The organism is Roseomonas sp. BN140053 (assembly GCF_047690175.1).
Taxonomy (GTDB): Bacteria; Pseudomonadota; Alphaproteobacteria; order Acetobacterales; family Acetobacteraceae; genus Roseomonas.
Genome location: NZ_JBLLEB010000014.1, coordinates 1 through 14588, shown reverse-complemented (window position 1 = coordinate 14588; position 14588 = coordinate 1). Strand labels below are relative to the sequence as shown.

The following is a 14588-nucleotide window of genomic DNA, read 5'->3' as shown; positions in this document are numbered from 1 at the left end:
GGGCAAGTGGCGGCGCCGCGACTGCGCCCGGCCCGCTCTGACCATTCAGTCCTAACCCGACACGGAGGCCCGCATGGCCAAATTCACCCCCACGCCCGTGGCGGCGGGGACTGCATCCGCCTGGCAGTGGCTCGGCGGCAGGGTGTTCCTGCATTCCTACGGCAGCGGCTCGGTGCGCGTCGAAACCAGCACGGACCTCGGCGAGGCCGACGATACCAAGACCAACATCTCCAATGAGGGGACCGTAACGGTCGGCGAAGTCCAGCCTTGCGTCTTCCCCATCACGGGCTGCTGGGCGCGGGTGTTCTGCGTCTCGGGCAGCAACGTCAGCGTGGGGTGGTCGGCATGAGCGTCCTGGAGAAGAAGGGCGGCGCCGATCAGACCGCGCGCGATGCAGCAGCGGCCGCCCTGCAGGCAACCAGCCTGCCCGTCGCCCTCGCGGGCGTGCCGGGTGTGAGGCTCGCGTTCGAGTACCTTCCCGCCCGCGATGGCCTCGCGCTGCTGACCGGCGGCCCGACCGTCGCAGGCTATGCCGCCAATGCCGCCGCGAACCCGTCGCGCATCTGGCAGCCGCGGCTGGACACCACGGACGGCACGCCGAACCTGGCCAAGGGCACGGATATGTCCAACACCGGCATGGCCTGCTGGCTGGCCGACCCCGAGTATCCCTGGTCCAACGGTTACACCCCTTTCGCGATCGTGGATGGCAACCTGCGCATCCGCGCCCAGCGCACCGCCATGCTCGGCTTCCAGGCGGGCGAGATCCCGAATGATCCCGCCACCGGGCAGTCCTATGCCTACGTCTCGGGGGCGCTGAACACGAAGTATCGGCTCTCGACGCGGCACGCCTACATCGAGGTCATCGCGCGATACCCGTCCGGCAAGGGCTCCTGGCCCGCCATCTGGACCTTCCCCACCGACGATCGCCACCCGCCCGAGCTGGACCTGATGGAGCATGTCGGCGGCTCCCACCCCGTCACGACCTATCAGGCCAATGTCCACACCGGAAATCCCAACAACCGCGCACAGAGCCCCACGCTGGTGAATGCCGGCGTGGACCTGACCCAGGGCTTCCACAAGTTTGCCGTGGACTTCAGCGACAGCGCGGTGAAGTTCTACCTCGACGACACGCTGGTTGCGTCAAAAGACGTGACGGCGTTCCCCGAGACGGATGCCCTGCACTACCTGCTGCTGAGCATGCAGGTGGGCTCCAACATCCCCGGCTGGGCGCCCCGCCCCGACGGCACGACGCCCGACATCCTGGACCTGCTGGTCCAGTCCGTGCGGGTCTACCAGAAGCCCGGCCCGAAGGGGCTGCGCCTGTCCGCCACCTCCTACCTCGACAATCTCGCGGTCGGCGGCGTGGTCGCGGCCATCACCACCGAGAACACCGGCCTCAGCGGCGGCAACGTGGTGACGGAGGTGGCCGACCCCGACGCGATGTTTGCCGTGTCGGGGAGCAACCTGGTGCTGTCCCAGGTGGTGCCCGCCACCACCAAGGATAATCACGAGGTGACACTGAAGGCGACCGACACGCTCGGCCGCACGCAGCAGAAGAAGTTCAACATCAAGGTCATCACGGGCGCGCCGATCCAGGCCAACTACATCACCCAGCAGTCCTTTGCTGACGCGAGCTGGATCAAAGAGGCGCTGACTGCCCCCAACGCTACCACCGTGATGGAGACCACGCTCAATCAGCAGCACGACCTGTTCCGTGGCGGCATCACTCGCGCGGCGGGGGTCAAGACCTTCAACCACTGGGTCGAGGCCGTGCCGAGCCTGGGCCGCAGTTGGCTGCACCTCTCGATCTACGACAGCAGCTTCGGCAGTCTGGCTACTGCTTGGTTCAACCTCGCCACGGGCACCATTGGCTTCGCCGCGGCCACTGGTGCGTGGTCGAACTGCGTGCCGTTCATCGCCGACCTGGGCAGCGGCAAGCTGCGCTGCGGTTTCAAGTTCACCACCGACGCGGCCACGACCGGCTTCGGCGTGAAAATCAACCTCGCCCTGGCGGAGGGCAACGAGAGCTACGCCGGCGAGACGCCGAAGGGGATGCTGCTGTCCAACCCGTGGCTCTACAACGTCGCGGCCGGCGCGGGCGGTAGCTGATGCCCACCCACCCGCCGCGAGGAAGGGCGGCCGCATGAGCACCCCCCGGATCGTGAGGAACATCATGGCCTTTCTCCATGGGTTCCTCGCGCGCGACCGCTACCTGACGGAAGCGCTGGCGGGGCTGGTGACCTTCGCCACGGGCGTGCTGGCCCTGATGTCGATCGACGCCATGAACACCCGCGTCTCGCTGGCCGGGTTCCGGGACATGCCCTGCCCGGAGGCGTGGGTGATCCTGTTCTCGTTGCCGGGCGTCTGGTGTTCAGCAAAGCTCTGGTGGGAGGGTGAGCGGTACGAGGGCATCGCGTCTCTCGTGGTCACGCTCTCCTTCGTGGTGCTGGCCGGGCTTAGCCTCGCGCTGGACTTCGGCAACTGGCTGTTCTGGACCTGCTTTGCGCTTCAGCTCGGCAGCCTCAAGGGCTACGCGTTGATCCAAGAATGGACCTATCTGCGCTGGTCCATGGCGGTGCTGGGCACGTTTTTCTGGGTCAATTTCACCATCAGCCTCGCCCAGAACGTCCCCTGGGGCCTGATCCTGCTTCTGGCGCCCTGCGCCGGCTTTGCCGCGGCCAACCTGCTCTCCGTGTCCCGCCTGTCGGGAGTGCGGGGGAATGCCTGAGTGGATATCCAGTCTCGAATGGTGGCGCTACGCCTGGGGGCCGCTTCTGGCGGGCCTGCTCGCGTGGTCCGCAACAAGGTGGAAAACCAAGACCGACGCGCGGGGCGGGCTGGACGGGCGGCTCGACGGACGAATGGATCGGCTGATCGAGGCGCAATCGGACGAACTGGGGATTGCCCGTAAGCAAGTCCGTGAGTGCGAGGAACGCTGCGACCAATGCGAGGCCGACCTCAAGCGCTGGATGGCTGCCGGCCAGGCCATGGAGGACTTCGCCCGTGACCAGCGGCACGCGGCCAACAACGCTTTGACGGTCTACATGGGGATGGCGTTACAGGCAGGGGCCAAGGGGCTGCCCGCGCCCGAGCCGATGGCCAAGGTACCATCGCTGCTGACGCTGCTGCCGCCAGCCGTCCCCGCCGAATAGCCCCGCCGACGTGACGGCGGGGTAGGGGCTGCGGGCCGGGCTGGTTACCGGCTGTCTCGGCTCAACTCTCTCCCTGATGCTCAGGGCACCCGGCGCTTTCACGGAGCGGGACTGTCGCCGATTTTCGTGCATCGCCAGCGGGTCCATCCCCGCCGCCGCAGCCCGCAGAGCCTACACCACCCGGCCCCGCGGTGCACGGGGAAGGTGGTGCGGCTTGTGTCTCGACGGCGATAGCCAAGCCGGTTTGCGTCTCGCGACCCGCCTTTCCTGATCGACAACCGCAGCCGGACGGCATCCGGCAACCCAAGGAGATACCGATGAAGTACCTGCTGGACCGGGCCAGGGAGCCCGGGACGATGCGCTCGCTCGTGTGGGTGCTGGTGGGCCTGATGGGCTCGCAGGCCACGGACAGCGACGTGGCGCAATGGGCCGCGATTGGCACGATGGTGCTGGGCCTCGTCTCCGCCCTGATGCCGGAGAAGAAAGTGGACACCGCCGCGGTGGCGGAAGCCGTGGCCCCGGCGGCTGCCGATGCCGTGGTGGACAAGCTGGCCTCCGTGGCTCCGGTGGGGAGCGGGCTGCGGCAGGCAACCACCGCCGCGGCTGAGGTCGGGCACAATGTCACTGTAGCGGCGGGCACCCGCGCTTCGGGCCGGCTGATGGGGGACAGCTGATGTCCGACCCCTTTCTCGCCTACATCGAGCCCGTTCTCGGCAAGGAGGGCGGGTTCTCGGACCACCCCTCCGATCGCGGCGGTGCCACCATGTGGGGCATCACCGAAGCCGTGGCGCGCGCCTTCGGCTATCAGGGTCCGATGCGCGGGATGCCGCGGAACACGGCGATCGACATCTACCGCGCCCGGTACTGGACGCAGCCGAGCTTCGATCGCATCGCCGAGATCGACGCCCCGCTCGGCGCGGCGCTGTTGGACATCGGCATCAACATGGGCCAGGCCGCCGCCGGCAAGATGCTCCAGCGCCTGCTCAACGTGCTGAACGGCCGGGGCGTTTTCTACGGCAACCTGACGGTGGACGGCGCATGCGGAGCCATGACCCGGGCGGCGCTGAACAGCCTGATCCAGAAGCGCGGCCCGCGAGCGCGGGTAGTGCTTCTCCGCGGCGTGCGAGCGCTCCAGGCCGGGCGCTACGTGGAGATCTGCGAGGCCAACCCGACCCAGGAGGATTTCGCCTGGGGCTGGCTCTCGGGGCGGGCTTTCGCCGACGACTAGGGCACCGGCACCGGCACCTGCACCTCGGGCCGGCGTGGCGCGGCGGCGTAGACGCCATGACCCGGGTCGCCGCCCCGGGATGGCGGGCGTAGCCGAACAGCGAGCTAAGTTTCAGATGGCTTGGAAGGCGCCGAGGCGAGTTCGCCATCCGAGGCCTCCGCCTCAGCATGGTTCCCGCTTGGTTGCCGGATCCAGATTTCAGGATGCTGGCGCATGCTCTGCTCGATCCGATGGCGGATGCGGCTGATCTTTTCGAAGCTCTCCGCCAGCGCCTCGTAGGCTGAGCATAGGTCTGGATCTGCTGCATATTCAGCAGCGCTTTTACGCGCCACTTCGGCAAGGGCTCGGTACCCGGCCGCATCCACCTTCGAGACCATCAGATGCCCTCGCGCCGCGAGCGCCTACTCAAAACCGATGCGCAGTGTACTGACTAGATGCGTTCGGCTAACAAGTTCGCACAGCCACTCACATTTCAGGCATGTTTCTCCCCAGGGCGCACTGCGCTCCAGCAACAGCACTGGCAGGTGCTGCAGCGCGCCCTGGTGGGCCAGGGCTACGTGCTCACCGCCGACAGGGTGTTCAGGAAGGTGACCGAGGTCGCGGTGTAGCAGTTCCAGGGACAGCTAAAGCCCCAGCAGTGGGGCAGAGGAACAATCCTGTGAATGTCCGGAGTTCCTGGACGTGCTATTTCCAGCGCCGCATATCGTGCGGAAGTGAGTTGAATTGGGTTCAGTGATCGACATTGCGGTCGCGCGGAAACGTCTTCGGCCGCATCCTCAGTGTGCCGCCGGCAATCATGGGCCCAGCAGCGCCGGCATCCGCCATTCCCGGCGGATGAGCGACAAGGCGCTTTATGCGTTCCATGATGCCTGCAGCCGAGGTTCCCTGCTCGAAGCGTGGCGGTTGCTGGTTGAGGCCGCGGCAGCCGCCCAGACCTCCAGGGGCACCGATGCGGCAGAGCGGCGGCGAGATAGAAATCCGATCATCGCTGGGCACGAACGCCTGCGCTCGCTGATCGCGAGCAGCTAGCTCACGGCAGCGCCCCGCACCTCCCGCAGCAACGGCCGCCGCGGCGGCTCAACCCGCTTCGGCCGGACCTGCACCGCGCAGCGTAGCGGCAGCCAGTCGCCCTCGCCGCTCAGCCCCACGATCTCGGGCTCGCAGCCGCACGCCTGGCAGCGCAACCGGTCCAACACCGCCCCGACGGTGAGGTCTGGCCGGGCGTCTAGGATCGGCGCCACCGGCACCCGCCGGAACGGGCAGGAGCCGGGCGGGCACTCCACCGAGAAGTGGTAGGCGCGGAACTCGGCCAGGGGGCGCGCCAGCGCCTCGCTCCCTCGGCGGATGCCCGCTGGCTCCTGCGGCTCCGGCATGGGCTACAGGCGCCCGTGGGCCGTGGTGAAGGCGTCCCGGGCCGCCACCATGGCCGCCATCGCCTTGCCCGCATGGGCCAGCGCGGCCTTCTGCTCCGGCTCGATCTCGTCATTCGCCTCGGCCGCGGCCTCGACACCCTCGGCCAGCTGCGCGGCGACTTCTTCCAGCCGGTCTCGGACCTCGCCGCGGTCCACGTCCTCGCCGGCCAGCCAGCCGGCTACGATATCTTCCACCGTGCGCCGCACCCGCTCAGGCGCGGCACCCTTGCTCGCCAGTTCAGCGATGCGCGCCAGCGCAGCCGGCCCGGGCTTCGGGCCAGCCCTCGGCCGCGGTGCGGCAACCTTCTTCGCGGCCATGGGCCGTCTCTCCTACGTTGCTCAGAACGGTAGGAATATACCCCATGTTCGCACTGTGTTCCACGCCTCAGTGGTTGCGAAGGGTGTCAGGCTTCCTCGCCTACACGCCGGCGCAGGACCTCCCGGACCGCCTGGGCGATGAAGCCCGAGCGGGTGTTGCCCTCCGCCTGGGCTGCGGCATCCAGGCGGGACAGCAGCCCCTCATCCATGGTGATGTTCGCTCGCACCGCACGCCCGGGCAGCTCAACCGGCACCAGCGCGCGGCCGGCAATCACCAGGGTGGCATCTGCCAGCCAAGCCGGCAGAGGATCGTCCAGCCGCGAGGGGGCTGGCAGCGGGTCGCCGTCCGCCGTCATGCCCTCGACGTGAAGGGCTAGCGCCTCGGCTGCCTGGACAGCCGCGTCCTGCATGTCGCCGCCGGCGCTGACGCAGCCGGGGAGGTCGGGGAAGATCACTCCGAAGCCATTGCCGGCGGCCTCGAAGAGGGCGGGGTAGTAGCGCAGGGCCATTGTCAGGTCCTCCTCAGTTTCGTGCCGCTCTGATGCTCGATCGACCGCAACACGCCGGGGCTCAGGTCCGTCGCCCCGTGCATAGGGACGGTGACCTTGCCGGCTCGGGTCGGGTGCTTGAGGTGCAGGTACGAGCCTTTCTGCGAATGCTCGACCCACCCATCGGCCTTCAGGATCTTCAGGGTGTCGCGAGCGTTCATGCGTATTTTATGCACACTTACGCACGGCACCGTCGAGACGATATACGTATTTAGTGTGTATAAATCCCTGGAGCACTCCAGGGTTTCCGCAGCACCTAAGAAGTGGTGTGCGCGAGGCGCTGATCCGCCGGGTCACTTAGACCGGGTACGGCGCGGCGGGCGTGGTACACTCGCCAAGCGTTGGTACGCCTGCCTGCCCCTAGCACCAAAAATCCCGGGTATATCCCCGGGTATCTTCAAGCATCCCTGCGAGAATACAATGTAAAAACAATTCTCTAGCTTCAGACGCGATTAGGCGCGGGCGCTGTCGGCGTTGCGGGTGCGGTGCGACAGCAGCGAGGACACCAGCTCGTCCAGCGGGTCGAGGTCGCCGAAATAGCTGATCGGGCAGCCATAGGCGCGGCAAAGGCGCCCATGCACGACCACCAGCAGTTCCTGCCCGGGCGGGGCGGCGACGGTGGGCTCGGCCAGGGAAAGCTGGGGCAATCCGGTGCACTCCGGGGAAACCGTCACAACGCCCTGCCCCGCCGGCCGGTTTGATCCCCGGCCCGCCCTGGTGCATCAACGCCGGCAACGAGGCGCCGCCACGGCGCCCTGTCCGGGAAGCCTCCACGCCATGCCCTCGCCACCATCCCCCGCCCGCACCGTCCGCCGCCGCGCCCTGCTCGCCGCGGCCCTGCCCGCCGCCGCCCTGCCCTTCGCCGCCCGCCCTGCCCGCGCGGCGGACGGCTTCCCGTCCCGCCCTATCAGCATCGTGGTGCCCTTCGCCCCCGGCGGCGGCACGGACGTGCTGGCGCGGCTGCTGGCCAAGCACATGGGCGAAACCTGGAACCAGCCCGTGGTGGTGGACAACCGCGCCGGCGCCGCCGGCCGGCTGGGGGTGGAGCTGGTGCAGCGCGCCGCCCCGGACGGCCACACGCTGGTGATGGCCTCCACCGGCGCGCTGATGGCCACCGCCGGCACCACCCGCCCCTTCGCGGTGCGCGAGGTGCTGGCCCCCGTCACCCTGGCCGCCGCCCCGGCCTATCTCGTGGTGGCCAGCCCGGCGCTGGGCGTGACCGACCTGCGCGGGCTGCTGGATGCGGCCAAGCGCAACCCCGGCACCATCGGCTTCGGCTCCTCCGGCGCCGGCTCCGCCTCGCACCTGGTGGGGGAGCTGTTCTGCTCCACCGCGGGGGTGGAGATGCTGCACGTCCCCTATCGCGGCACCGGCCAGGCGCTGAACGACCTGCTCGCTGGGCGCATCGGCGTGATGTTCGCCCCGCCCCCCACCGTGGCCGGCGCGGTGGCGGACGGCTCGCTGCACGTGCTGGGCCTGACCTCGGAAACGCGCTCGCCCCTGTTTCCCGGCGTGCCCACGGTCGCGGAGGGCGGGCTGCCCGGCTATTCGGCGGTGGGCTGGTTCGGCCTGCTGGCGCCGCGCGGGACCCCCGCCCCGGTGGTGGAGGCGATCCAGGCCGTGGCCGCGCGGGGGCTGCAATCCCCCGAAACCCGCGAACGGCTGGCCAGCCTCGGCGCCGTGCCGGAACCGCTGAGCCCCACCGCCTTTGCCGACTACATCGACGCCGATGTGGGCAAGTGGCAGCGGCTGATCCGCGACCGCGGCATCACGATGGAATAAGGACGCCCATGCTCAAGCTCGTCACCTTTGCCCCCGCCGGCGCCCCGCCGCGCCTGGGCCTGCTGCGCGACGGCGCCGTGGCGCCGCTGGACACCGCGCTCGACATGACGGCGGCCCTGGCCCTGCCGGAAGCCGAGCTGCGCGCCCTGGCCGCCGCCGCCGGCCCCGAACTGCCGCGGGATGCCGTGCGCATCCTGCCGCCGGTGCTGCACCCGCCCAAGATCTTCTGCGTCGGCAAGAATTCCCGCGTGCACCGCGAGGAACTCGTGAAGCAGGACATGTTGCGCGAGGACCCGCAGGAGCCCACCGGCTTCGTGAAGCTGCACGCCACGATGGTGGGCGAGGATGCCGCGGTGGAACGCCCCGAGGGCATCACCACCCTGGACTACGAACCCGAGCTGGCCTTCGTGATCGCCCGCCGCGCCCACCGCGTCGGCCACGCCGATGCCCTGTCACACGTGGGCGGCATCACCATCCTGAACGACCTCACCGCGCGCGAGATCCAGAAGCAGGAGGTGATCAGCGGCACGCGCTTCTGGACCGCCAAGAACATGCCGGGCTTCTGCCCCGTGGGTCCCGCCGTGGTGCCGATCTGGGAAGTGCCGGACCCCTACGACCTGTGGCTCACCTGCGACGTCAACGGCGAGCGCCGCCTGCGCGTCAGCACGGCGGAGCACATCTTCCGCATCGCCGACATCATCGCCCACTTCTCGCGCTGGATGCCGCTGGAAGCGGGGGACGTGATCGCCACCGGCGCGCCGCGCGGCACCGCCATCTCCCACCCCAACGCGGCGGAGCTTTACCTCCGCCCCGGTGATACCTGCGTCGCGGGGATCGAGGGGCTGCTGCAACTCACCACGCGTATCGTGGCACCCGGCGTGAACTGAGAGCCGGTGACCCGGGAAGGCCGGGGGAGTGAACTCCCCCGGTCCCCCTCCTTTTCTCAGGAGTTAAGGGCGCGGGTGGCCACGGGCACACCCGCAGACTCCCGAAAATAGAAGGGGGTCCGGGGGGATACTACCCCCCGGCTTGCCTGCTTTTCCTGTTAAACCAACGCCTCAGCGCTGCCGCCAGGGCAGCCCCTCCGCCTTCCAGCCCGCTACCTGGCCGCGATGCCCCTCGGCATCCGGCGGTCCCTCGAAGCCATCCGCCACGTTCCAGGCATGCGGGAAGCCGGCCGCCTGGGCCGCCTGCGCCGCGGCCAGCGACCGCGCGCCGGAACGGCACAGGAAGTACAGCTTGCTCAGCGGCGTTGCCCCCGCCTTGCGCAGATGGTCGGCGAAAGCGCCGTTCACCTGCATGGAGGGGTAGACCTGCCAGGGGATCAGCACGGGCTGCTTGCCGGCCTCCGACAGTTCCGGCAGGCCGACGAAATTCCATTCCGCATCGGTGCGCACATCCACCAGCAGCGCGTCCGGGTCCTGGCGGAGCGCTTCCCAGGCGTCGCGTGGGGAAACATCCTCGACGGGCATGCGGCATCCTCGTGTTGTTGCGAAGCAATCTGGTCGTGCGGGGGAAGCGCGTCCATCCCGCGTGCCGCCGGGTCGCCGTGCCGTGATCCCGGACCACCCCCGCCCCGTGGCGCGGCCCTTGCTTGTCCCCCGCCCGGCCCGGGCGCGCATGCGGCGTTTCCCGGCCCCGGAGGACCCCCCGATGCGCCCCGACCAGGCCCCGACGCCCCCGACATGACCGGCAACCAGAGACCCTTCGTCGAGATCGCCGACGTCGCCATGCGCTATGGCGGGGTGGAAGGCACGCTGGCGCTGAAGAACTGCTCGCTGGACGTGGCCCGCGGCGAGTTCGTCGCCGTGGTCGGCCCCTCCGGCTGCGGCAAGTCCACGCTGATGCGGCTGGTCACCGGCTTGTGGCCGGCCTCGGCCGGGTCCGTGATCGTGGCGGGGCGGGAGGTGGCGGGGCCGCTCTCCATCGCGGGGATGGCCTTCCAGAACCCCACCCTGCTGCCCTGGCGCTCGGTCCTGGACAACGTGATGCTGCCGCTGGAGGTGGTGGAGCCGCACCGCCGCCGCCTGCGCGGCGAGCGCTCCATGTATGAGGAGAAGGCCCGCCGCCTGCTGTCCATCGTCGGTCTGAGCGGCTTCGAGGGCAAGCAGCCCTGGCAGCTTTCGGGCGGGATGCAGCAGCGCGCCTCGCTGTGCCGGGCGCTGATCCACGACCCGCAGCTGCTGATGCTCGACGAGCCCTTCGGCGCCCTGGACGTCTTCACGCGCGAGGACCTCTGGAGCGAGTTGCAGACCGTCTGCGAGACCCTGAAGCCCACCGTGATCCTGGTGACCCACGACCTGCGCGAGGCGGTGTTCCTGGCCGACCGCGTCCTGGTGATGAGCGCCCGCCCCGGCCGCATCATCGCCGAGCGCACCGTGCCCTTCGGCCGCCCGCGCTCCCTGGACGACATGTACACCAAGCCCTTCCAGGACCTCGTGCACGACCTGCGCGAGCACATCAGCGCCGCCCGCCGCGGCGAGGACCCCGCCGCCCCGCCGGCCGCCATCCCCCCCGGCGCCGCCCCCCTGGTGGAAGCTTCCCATGCCGCATGACGGCCCCCCCGGCACTGCCACGCTGACCCTGCCCCCGGCCGCCCCCAACAGCACAGGCGGCGCCGTGACGCCTGCCCCGGGCGGCACCTCGCTGGCGGCTGCCCGCGCCAGCGCCTCCCGGTCCACCGGCACCTCCTCCAGCACGGCTGCCAGCCCCGCTCCCAGCCGGGTCGAGGCCATGGTGGCCGCCGCCCGCCGCCGGCGCCGCCTGCAAACCGCCCTGCCCTGGCTGATCATCCTGGGCAGCTTCCTGCTGTGGGAGGTGGTTTGCCGCGGCTTCGCCATTCCGCAATTCGTGCTGCCGCCGCCCTCGGACGTCGCGGCCAGCATGGTGAGGTGGTGGCAGCCGCTGCTGGAGAATTCCTGGCAGACGCTGATGACCACGCTGGTGGGCTTCGCCTTCGCCATCGTGTTCGGCCTGCTGCTGGGCGTGGCGATCGGCTCCTCCTCCCTGCTCTATGCCGGGTTATATCCGCTGCTGATCGCCTTCAACTCCGTGCCCAAGGTCGCCGTCGTGCCGATCCTGGTGATCTGGTTCGGCATCGGCACCGTGCCGGCGGTGATCACCGCCTTCCTGATCTCGTTCTTTCCCATCGTGGTGAACGTCGCCACCGGCATCGCCACGGTGGAGCCGGAGCTCCGCGACGTGCTGCGCGCGCTGGGCGCCCGCCCCTCCGACATCATCCGCAAGGTCGGGCTGCCGCGGGCGATGCCCTACTTCTTCGCCTCGCTGAAGATCGCCATCACCGTGGCCTTCGTGGGCTCGATCATGGCGGAAACCGTGGCGGCCAACAAAGGCATCGGTCACCTGATGATCCTCGCCTCCTCCCGCTTCGACGTGCCGCTGGTCTTCGCCGGTCTGATCGTCACGGGCATCATGGGCGTGGCCATGTACGCCATCGCCGTGGCCATCGAGCAGCGCACCACCGGCTGGGCCATGCGCGGCCAGGACGGCCCCCAGGTGGTCCCCGGCGGCTGACCCGGACCGCGCCCCGCCTGCGGGGCGCGGGTCCATTCGGAGCGGTTGGTGCCTGCTGTTCTGACGTTGGCCAGGGGCGCTGCCCCTGGACCCCGCCGGGGAGTTTGAACTCCCCGGACCCCACTTTGAGTGCCTCCGGCGGGGGCGGGTTGGGGAACGTCGTCCATCATGGCCGCCATCAGCCATCCCGCCCCCGCCGGAGGCACTCATGAGGTCGAGGAGCCTAAGCTCCTCGCGGGGGCTCCAAGGGGGCAGAGCCCCCTTGGCCCAGGCCTGAACATCCAGGCACCCCGCACACGACATGACCCTCCCGGCCCGGCAGCGGCGCCCCTGCCGTCGCCGGGCGCTGCGGTCTATCCTGGGCCGACGATTCCGCTTCGGAGACCACTCGTGCCGGACGCCCCGGGAGAGCGGGAGCCGCGCCGCACGCGCGACCCCGAGGAGACGCGCCGCGACATCCTGGCCGTGGCCACCGCCGAATTCGCCGCGCACGGCTTGCGCGGCGCCCGGGTGGACGAGATTGCCGCCCGCACCCGCACCACCAAGCGGATGATCTACTACTATTTCGGCGGCAAGGAGCAGCTCTACGCCGCGGTGATCGAGGCGGCCTATGGCGGCATCCGCGACCTGGAAGCGGCGCTGCAGCTGGATTCCCTGCCGGCGGCGGACGCGATGCGCAGCCTGGTGGAAGCCACCTTCGACCATCACGCCGCCCATCCCGAGCTGGTGCGGCTGGTGGTGGCGGAAAACATCAACGGCGGCCAGGCCATCGCCGGCAACGCGGCCGTGGCCCGCCGCAACGAGAGCGTGATCCCCACCATCCGCGCCCTGCTGGAACGCGGCGTGCGCGAGGGCGCCTTCCGCCCCGGCGTGGACCCGTTGGACCTGCACATGCTGATCAGCGGGTCCTGCTTCCACCGCGTGTCCAACCACCACACGCTGCGGGTGCTGTTCGGCTTCGAGCTGGATGACCCGCGGCGCGCCGCGGCGCAGCGCCGCATGGCGGTCGAGGCGGTGCTGCGCTTCCTGGCCCCGCTGCCCGGCGAACTCCCCTCCCCCGCCGGAACATCGCAGGCCAGCGAGGCTGATCCACCCAGCACGCCGAGCCGTGCCACGCCGCCGCCCGGCGCGACGTGAGCGGTCCTGCCGCGCCGGGCACGGTCGACCCGGCATGAACGGTCCTTCCGTCCCGGGCGCAGCCCGGCCTGGCACGGACGGTTCCGCCGCGCCGGGCACCGTCTGGCCCGGCACGCCGATCGAAGTGCTGCTGGCCTTTCTCAAGCTCGGCCTTACCGCCTTCGGCGGCCCGGTCGCGCATCTCGGTTATTTCCGCACCGAGTTCGTGAACCGCCGCCGCTGGCTGGACGAGGCTGCCTATGCCGAGCTGGTGGCGCTGTGCCAGTTCCTGCCCGGCCCGGCCTCCAGCCAGACCGGCTTCGCCCTGGGCCTGCTGCGCGCCGGGCCCTGGGGGGCGCTCGCCGCCTGGGCCGGCTTCACCCTGCCCTCCGCCGCCCTGCTGGTGCTGTTTGCCGAAGGCGCGGGCGCCCTGTCCGCCTCCGCCTGGGGCAGCGGATTGCTGCACGGGCTGAAACTGGTGGCGGTGGCGGTGGTGGCGCAGGCCGTCTGGGGCATGGCGCGCACGCTCTGCCCGGACCGGCCGCGCGCGGCGATCGCGCTGGGCGCCACCGCCCTGGCCACCTTTGCCCCCGCCGCGATCGGCCAGGTCGCCGCCATCGCCGGGGGTGCGGCGCTGGGCCTCGCGCTGCTGCGCGACGGCGCCGCCCCACCCGCCGCGCCGCTGCCGGCCGTGCCGGTGTCGCGCCGTGTCGGCGTCGCCTGCCTGCTGCTCTTCGCCCTGCTGCTGGGGCTGCTGCCGCTGCTGCACGGCCTGGGCGGCGGCGTCGCGGTGTTCGAGGCCTTCTACCGCTCCGGCGCGCTGGTGTTCGGCGGCGGCCACGTCGTGCTGCCGCTGCTGCGCGACGCCGCGGTTGCCCCCGGCTGGGTGGCCGAGGATGCCTTTCTGGCCGGCTACGGTGCCGCTCAGGCGGTGCCGGGCCCGCTCTTCACCTTTGCCGCATTCCTGGGGGCCGTGCTCCGCCCCGGGCCGGGCGGGGCGCTGGGCGCGGTGCTGCCGACCCTGGCGATCTTTCTGCCCGGGCTGCTGCTGGTGCTGGGCGCCCTGCCCTTCTGGGCGGCGCTGCGCCGCCGTCCCGCCGCCGGGGCCGCGCTGCGCGGCGCCAATGCCGCCGTGGTCGGCCTGCTCGGCGCCGCGCTCTACGATCCCGTCTGGACCGGCGCCGTGCTCCGCCCCACCGATTTCGTGCTGGTCCTGGCGGGCTTCCTGCTGCTGACTCTGTGGCGAGCCCCGCCCCTGCTGGTGGTGGCGCTGGGCGCCGCGGCCGGCACCGGCCTCGGCCTCGGCCTAGAGGCTGTTGTGGACTGAGGGGAGGTCCAGATTTGCGGGATGACCCGCAAGGCTTATCCGTCCGAGGTATCCGATGAGGAATGGGGTCTGGTCGCACCCTACCTCGTGCTGCTGCCCGAGGCGGCGGGGCAGCGGCGGCACGCTCTGCGCGAGGTGTTCAACGGGCTGCGCTACGTGGTCAAGACAGGC

Annotated in this window: 21 protein-coding genes; 14 read left to right on the top strand and 7 right to left on the bottom strand. The window is 70.4% G+C overall.

Translation table 11 applies throughout. The features are described from left to right. Positions 1-73: 73 nt before the first annotated feature. The 6 genes from ACLIBK_RS14140 (at position 74) to ACLIBK_RS14115 (ending at position 4380) form a co-directional block, all read left to right on the top strand. On the top strand, positions 74-349 hold the full coding sequence (locus ACLIBK_RS14140) for a hypothetical protein (protein ID WP_415387916.1): 276 nt from the start codon (positions 74-76) through the stop codon (positions 347-349). Continuing rightward, positions 346-2109, top strand: coding sequence for a family 16 glycosylhydrolase (locus ACLIBK_RS14135; protein WP_415387915.1), 1764 nt, complete (start codon positions 346-348; stop codon positions 2107-2109). Before ACLIBK_RS14140 ends, ACLIBK_RS14135 begins: the two co-directional genes overlap by 4 nt. A gap of 34 nt (positions 2110-2143) precedes the next feature. Next, a complete protein-coding gene (locus ACLIBK_RS14130) occupies positions 2144-2728 on the top strand; it encodes a hypothetical protein (RefSeq protein ID WP_415387914.1) in 585 nt (194 codons plus the stop codon). Continuing rightward, positions 2721-3152 (top strand): hypothetical protein, encoded by a 432-nt coding sequence (locus ACLIBK_RS14125; RefSeq protein WP_415387913.1) that lies wholly within the window; start codon positions 2721-2723, stop codon positions 3150-3152. The genes ACLIBK_RS14130 and ACLIBK_RS14125 overlap by 8 nt, the downstream gene beginning before the upstream one ends. A gap of 317 nt (positions 3153-3469) precedes the next feature. Further along, the gene (locus ACLIBK_RS14120) at positions 3470-3826 is read left to right on the top strand and encodes a hypothetical protein (protein WP_415387912.1); all 357 of its coding nucleotides are present in this window, start codon (positions 3470-3472) and stop codon (positions 3824-3826) included. After that, complete coding sequence (locus ACLIBK_RS14115; RefSeq protein WP_415387911.1) at positions 3826-4380, top strand: glycoside hydrolase family 108 protein; 555 nt, start codon at positions 3826-3828, stop codon at positions 4378-4380. Before ACLIBK_RS14120 ends, ACLIBK_RS14115 begins: the two co-directional genes overlap by 1 nt. A 104-nt stretch (positions 4381-4484) precedes the next feature. Here the strand turns inward: ACLIBK_RS14115 and ACLIBK_RS14110 are convergent, their stop codons facing one another. Next, on the bottom strand, positions 4485-4757 hold the full coding sequence (locus ACLIBK_RS14110) for a hypothetical protein (protein ID WP_415387910.1): 273 nt from the start codon (positions 4755-4757) through the stop codon (positions 4485-4487). A gap of 355 nt (positions 4758-5112) precedes the next feature. Between ACLIBK_RS14110 and ACLIBK_RS14105 the strand changes: the two genes are divergently transcribed. Continuing rightward, positions 5113-5409 carry a hypothetical protein gene (locus ACLIBK_RS14105; RefSeq protein ID WP_415387909.1) on the top strand — a complete coding sequence of 99 codons (297 nt, stop codon included), beginning with the start codon at positions 5113-5115 and terminating at the stop codon, positions 5407-5409. On the opposite strand, the gene ACLIBK_RS14100 is transcribed toward ACLIBK_RS14105, so the two are convergent. The 5 genes from ACLIBK_RS14100 to ACLIBK_RS14080 form a co-directional block, all read right to left on the bottom strand. Next, entirely contained in the window at positions 5406-5753 is a 348-nt protein-coding gene (locus ACLIBK_RS14100; protein ID WP_415387908.1) for a hypothetical protein, read from the bottom strand. The two genes, ACLIBK_RS14105 and ACLIBK_RS14100, sit on opposite strands and share 4 nt — an antisense overlap. 3 nt (positions 5754-5756) lie before the next feature. Beyond that, positions 5757-6110 carry a hypothetical protein gene (locus ACLIBK_RS14095; RefSeq protein ID WP_415387907.1) on the bottom strand — a complete coding sequence of 118 codons (354 nt, stop codon included), beginning with the start codon at positions 6108-6110 and terminating at the stop codon, positions 5757-5759. An 86-nt stretch (positions 6111-6196) separates the two neighbouring features. Then, positions 6197-6619, bottom strand: coding sequence for a type II toxin-antitoxin system HicB family antitoxin (locus tag ACLIBK_RS14090; protein WP_415387906.1), 423 nt, complete (start codon positions 6617-6619; stop codon positions 6197-6199). A gap of 2 nt (positions 6620-6621) precedes the next feature. Further along, positions 6622-6819, bottom strand: a complete 198-nt coding sequence (locus tag ACLIBK_RS14085; protein ID WP_415387905.1) for a type II toxin-antitoxin system HicA family toxin — start codon at positions 6817-6819, stop codon at positions 6622-6624. A gap of 291 nt (positions 6820-7110) precedes the next feature. Then, positions 7111-7305 (bottom strand): hypothetical protein, encoded by a 195-nt coding sequence (locus ACLIBK_RS14080; protein WP_415387904.1) that lies wholly within the window; start codon positions 7303-7305, stop codon positions 7111-7113. A gap of 130 nt (positions 7306-7435) precedes the next feature. Between ACLIBK_RS14080 and ACLIBK_RS14075 the strand changes: the two genes are divergently transcribed. Both ACLIBK_RS14075 and ACLIBK_RS14070 read left to right on the top strand, forming a co-directional pair. Continuing rightward, positions 7436-8440, top strand: coding sequence for a Bug family tripartite tricarboxylate transporter substrate binding protein (locus ACLIBK_RS14075; RefSeq protein ID WP_415387903.1), 1005 nt, complete (start codon positions 7436-7438; stop codon positions 8438-8440). A gap of 8 nt (positions 8441-8448) precedes the next feature. Continuing rightward, positions 8449-9327, top strand: coding sequence for a fumarylacetoacetate hydrolase family protein (locus tag ACLIBK_RS14070; RefSeq protein ID WP_415387902.1), 879 nt, complete (start codon positions 8449-8451; stop codon positions 9325-9327). A 171-nt stretch (positions 9328-9498) separates the two neighbouring features. On the opposite strand, the gene ACLIBK_RS14065 is transcribed toward ACLIBK_RS14070, so the two are convergent. Continuing rightward, positions 9499-9912, bottom strand: coding sequence for a rhodanese-like domain-containing protein (locus ACLIBK_RS14065; protein WP_415387901.1), 414 nt, complete (start codon positions 9910-9912; stop codon positions 9499-9501). A 213-nt stretch (positions 9913-10125) separates the two neighbouring features. On the opposite strand from ACLIBK_RS14065, the gene ACLIBK_RS14060 reads away from it, so the two are divergent. The 5 genes from ACLIBK_RS14060 to ACLIBK_RS14040 form a co-directional block, all read left to right on the top strand. After that, positions 10126-10995, top strand: coding sequence for an ABC transporter ATP-binding protein (locus ACLIBK_RS14060; RefSeq protein ID WP_415387900.1), 870 nt, complete (start codon positions 10126-10128; stop codon positions 10993-10995). Continuing rightward, complete coding sequence (locus tag ACLIBK_RS14055) at positions 10985-11974, top strand: ABC transporter permease (protein ID WP_415387899.1); 990 nt, start codon at positions 10985-10987, stop codon at positions 11972-11974. Before ACLIBK_RS14060 ends, ACLIBK_RS14055 begins: the two co-directional genes overlap by 11 nt. 390 nt (positions 11975-12364) lie before the next feature. Continuing rightward, positions 12365-13111: a TetR/AcrR family transcriptional regulator gene (locus ACLIBK_RS14050; RefSeq protein ID WP_415387898.1), complete on the top strand. Its 747-nt coding sequence runs from the start codon at positions 12365-12367 to the stop codon at positions 13109-13111. Between the two features lie 34 nt (positions 13112-13145). After that, on the top strand, positions 13146-14417 hold the full coding sequence (gene chrA, locus ACLIBK_RS14045; protein ID WP_415387897.1) for a chromate efflux transporter: 1272 nt from the start codon (positions 13146-13148) through the stop codon (positions 14415-14417). A gap of 21 nt (positions 14418-14438) precedes the next feature. Further along, positions 14439-14588 (top strand): transposase (locus tag ACLIBK_RS14040; protein WP_415388026.1); only part of this gene is annotated, 150 nt, incomplete at its 3' end.

Excerpts from the sequence above, each read along its gene's own strand:
- ACLIBK_RS14110 (WP_415387910.1), bottom strand. The coding sequence starts at position 4,757 with ATGGTCTCGAAGGTGGATGCGGCCGGGTACCGAGCCCTTGCCGAAGTG.
- ACLIBK_RS14065 (WP_415387901.1), bottom strand. The coding sequence starts at position 9,912 with ATGCCCGTCGAGGATGTTTCCCCACGCGACGCCTGGGAAGCGCTCCGC.
- ACLIBK_RS14100 (WP_415387908.1), bottom strand. The coding sequence starts at position 5,753 with ATGCCGGAGCCGCAGGAGCCAGCGGGCATCCGCCGAGGGAGCGAGGCG.
- ACLIBK_RS14140 (WP_415387916.1), top strand. The coding sequence starts at position 74 with ATGGCCAAATTCACCCCCACGCCCGTGGCGGCGGGGACTGCATCCGCC.
- chrA (WP_415387897.1), top strand. The coding sequence starts at position 13,146 with ATGAACGGTCCTTCCGTCCCGGGCGCAGCCCGGCCTGGCACGGACGGT.
- ACLIBK_RS14095 (WP_415387907.1), bottom strand. The coding sequence starts at position 6,110 with ATGGCCGCGAAGAAGGTTGCCGCACCGCGGCCGAGGGCTGGCCCGAAG.
- ACLIBK_RS14125 (WP_415387913.1), top strand. The coding sequence starts at position 2,721 with ATGCCTGAGTGGATATCCAGTCTCGAATGGTGGCGCTACGCCTGGGGG.
- ACLIBK_RS14135 (WP_415387915.1), top strand. The coding sequence starts at position 346 with ATGAGCGTCCTGGAGAAGAAGGGCGGCGCCGATCAGACCGCGCGCGAT.
- ACLIBK_RS14055 (WP_415387899.1), top strand. The coding sequence starts at position 10,985 with ATGCCGCATGACGGCCCCCCCGGCACTGCCACGCTGACCCTGCCCCCG.
- ACLIBK_RS14090 (WP_415387906.1), bottom strand. The coding sequence starts at position 6,619 with ATGGCCCTGCGCTACTACCCCGCCCTCTTCGAGGCCGCCGGCAATGGC.
- ACLIBK_RS14060 (WP_415387900.1), top strand. The coding sequence starts at position 10,126 with ATGACCGGCAACCAGAGACCCTTCGTCGAGATCGCCGACGTCGCCATG.
- ACLIBK_RS14115 (WP_415387911.1), top strand. The coding sequence starts at position 3,826 with ATGTCCGACCCCTTTCTCGCCTACATCGAGCCCGTTCTCGGCAAGGAG.
- ACLIBK_RS14070 (WP_415387902.1), top strand. The coding sequence starts at position 8,449 with ATGCTCAAGCTCGTCACCTTTGCCCCCGCCGGCGCCCCGCCGCGCCTG.
- ACLIBK_RS14085 (WP_415387905.1), bottom strand. The coding sequence starts at position 6,819 with ATGAACGCTCGCGACACCCTGAAGATCCTGAAGGCCGATGGGTGGGTC.
- ACLIBK_RS14120 (WP_415387912.1), top strand. The coding sequence starts at position 3,470 with ATGAAGTACCTGCTGGACCGGGCCAGGGAGCCCGGGACGATGCGCTCG.
- ACLIBK_RS14130 (WP_415387914.1), top strand. The coding sequence starts at position 2,144 with ATGAGCACCCCCCGGATCGTGAGGAACATCATGGCCTTTCTCCATGGG.
- ACLIBK_RS14075 (WP_415387903.1), top strand. The coding sequence starts at position 7,436 with ATGCCCTCGCCACCATCCCCCGCCCGCACCGTCCGCCGCCGCGCCCTG.